This is a genomic window from Prosthecobacter sp. (assembly GCF_044373815.1).
Taxonomy (GTDB): Bacteria; Verrucomicrobiota; Verrucomicrobiia; order Verrucomicrobiales; family Verrucomicrobiaceae; genus Prosthecobacter.
The window spans coordinates 1-2,676 of sequence record NZ_JBIPNG010000684.1 but is presented as its reverse complement, the minus strand read 5'-3'; the positions used below and the strand labels follow the sequence as shown (position 1 = coordinate 2,676).

The following is a 2,676-nucleotide window of genomic DNA, read 5'->3' as shown; positions in this document are numbered from 1 at the left end:
GGTGACCACATGCCCTCCGAAAAGCCCCCTCATTTCGAGGTGTCATGATTTTTTCATAGATGTCATAACTGAGTAAATTATTGTAAGTGATTTGCAAAGTCGCCACCATTTCATTCAGCACTCCAACCATTTAAGCATAATTAATTGAAAAATTCATAATTGAAACGCTTTACAGAGAATTGTTTCAATTTTAATTTATGGAGTGGCATCCACTTAGGTTCAGTGAACCTAATTTGCGTGTCATTATTGCTAACCTTTTCGACCATGAAAACGCCATCCTCTGCCCATCAGCTGCAGCGTAAGCCCATTTCGGCTGCTGCTGCGGCCATGCTGCTCGCTTTTACCAGCCTTGGTTTCTCCGCATCAACCATTGAACTGAATCAGCCCTATGCCCCGGCTGGCGAAAACTACAGCATCACGGCACTGCAAAATCTCACTCCTCTCACTTTGGATGGTGGAACTTCGGCAGGGGCCAATCCAAATGTGAACTTTGATTTCCAGGGTGGTTTCGGCGTCCGCTATCAGAACGCTTACGGCATACTGACGGACTTTGGCATCGGCCTCTACGATGCGAGCTGTGCCCCCGGTATCCAGACCGCCTCCACCGGCCTGAACATTGTTTTCGATCAACTGGTATCGAGCCACGGCCTGTCCGCAACTTTGGGAGACTTCGACCTCAACGAATACTCGACCGATGCCGACCCCAGCAAGGTGGCCCCGACCATCTCCATCTACGGCATCGGCAATTTGCTGCTCGGCAACTTCTCCACTGCGGACATTCTGGCAAGCCATGCCGTGAGCCTCCTGACCAGTCTGGATCCAATCGCCAAGACTGACCTTTGGAAGCTCAGTCTGGACGCCTTGGTCGGCCCCGGTGTGCTGGTTTCCGGCTTCACGCTGGCTGCAGACACCCACAATGGCGCAGGCAGCCCGATGGCCGTCAATAGCGACCCTTATTTCCTCGTTGCTGTGAATGGCTGCGAATGCGCCTCGATTCCTGAGCCAGGCTCCGCCTTTCTCATTCTGAGTGCGGGCCTCGGCACCCTGATCATCACACGCCGCCGCACCCGGGACTTGGTTAGCTCGAAGTGACCGGTCTTTTCGATCAAGTCCTTCAAATTGAGCCGTGGGAGAGTCTCCCACGGCTTTTTTGTGCCCTCACTTCATCAGGATCTACTCCTTGAACTCTTCGCGGTCTGGAATGCGTGTGAAGGCGATCTTGGTGCCCGAAAACGTGCGCACGGTGTCAGGAGTGAAACCGATCACGACGGAATCGCGGCCGAACTTCTGATTGATCTCATCCAGCACACGACTGAGCTGTTCTCGCTGTTCTCGCTGTTCTTTGGGAGCCGATGCGCCCGAAGCCTCGAAAAGTTCGAGCTGTCGCGGGGATGTCTCGGCCACCAGACCAAACAGGGTCACCGAGACCTTTTTCACCCGCTGCCAGCGCGCCTGCTTCATCACCTTCTGCCACAGATCTGCCAGCACCCGTGCCAGCACGATGCTGTCGGATCCCTCCTCAAACTTCGCCTGTGCTTCACAGCGCGGCCCGTTCTCGGTGCGCACACTCAGGTGGAGATGCCTGGCGCGGTACTTCATGCGGCGCAGCCGGCTCGCAGCCTTCAGTAACAGTCTGCGTGCCACAATGCCTGCGGCGGGTGGTGTGCGCAGTTCGGGGGCCAGCACATGACTGTGTCCGATGGTGCGGTGTGCTGGTGGAACGTCATCCTCCGTCGTGCCGCCATGCAGACCATGCCAGAACCGATCCCCGCCCACACCACCCCATGCCCGGTGAAGGGTCTCGCGTCCTGCTGCCCATAGATCCTCCATCGTACGAATGCCGCAGGCATGCAGGCGCGGCTCCATGCGGCGGCCGATCCCGCACAGATCGCTCAACTCCAGCTCCAGCAACCGTCCCGGCAGTTCTTCCTGCAGCAGCACCACCAGCCCATCAGGCTTCTGCATGTCGCTGGCCACCTTTGCCAGAAAGCGGTTTGGTGCCAGACCGACGGAGCAGGTGATGCACTCGCCCACCCGCTCCCGCAGTCCCTGCTTGATGCGTCGGGCTAGATCCATTGCTGCATCCAGTCGGCGACGCGGTGCATCCAGTTTGCAGGCCATCTCGTCGATTGAGCAAATCACATGTACCGGGAAATGCCGCTCCACCTCCTCAATGATCTTGTGATGAAATTCTACATACACATCGTGCCCCGCCATCACGGTGATGAGTTCCGGGCAGCGCCGTCTTGCCTCGCCGATGTTGGTGCCCGTCTTGATTCCAAACTTCTTGGCCTCATGGCTGGCCGCTATCGCACAAGTCGCGTCCGAATCCACCGGCACCACTGCGATCGGCTTCCCCCGCAGTTCCGGGTGCAACTGCTGCTCCACGCTTGCGAAGTAGCTATTTAGGTCGAGAAACAGCCAGTCTACGAGCGGTTGGGAATCAGTAATGGCACGAGCAGCAGGCATTGGCGGATCCAACTCTCGCTCAAATCAATAACTGTTCAATAGAACATTATTCAGATTAAGCTAAAATCTGATTCAAGCCGTCTTACATGCTTCTTACCAATGCTGAGTTGATGGGGTTATAATTTCCATAAATGATGAGGTATGCAGCCCGCATCTGCTAGCGCGCCCGGGTCTGCGCCGGGAGGCTCCGGCCCCCCCGGTCCCCTG

General features: G+C 56.5%; 2 protein-coding genes. One reads left to right on the top strand and one right to left on the bottom strand.

Translation table 11 applies throughout. From position 1 onward, the window contains the following. Positions 1 to 264: 264 nt before the first annotated feature. Positions 265 to 1,092 carry a PEP-CTERM sorting domain-containing protein gene (locus tag ACIREA_RS30250; protein WP_397386037.1) on the top strand — a complete coding sequence of 276 codons (828 nt, stop codon included), beginning with the start codon at positions 265 to 267 and terminating at the stop codon, positions 1,090 to 1,092. Positions 1,093 to 1,173: 81 nt separating this feature from the next. On the opposite strand, the gene ACIREA_RS30245 is transcribed toward ACIREA_RS30250, so the two are convergent. After that, positions 1,174 to 2,469, bottom strand: coding sequence for a Y-family DNA polymerase (locus tag ACIREA_RS30245; RefSeq protein ID WP_397386036.1), 1,296 nt, complete (start codon positions 2,467 to 2,469; stop codon positions 1,174 to 1,176). Positions 2,470 to 2,676: the final 207 nt, after the last annotated feature.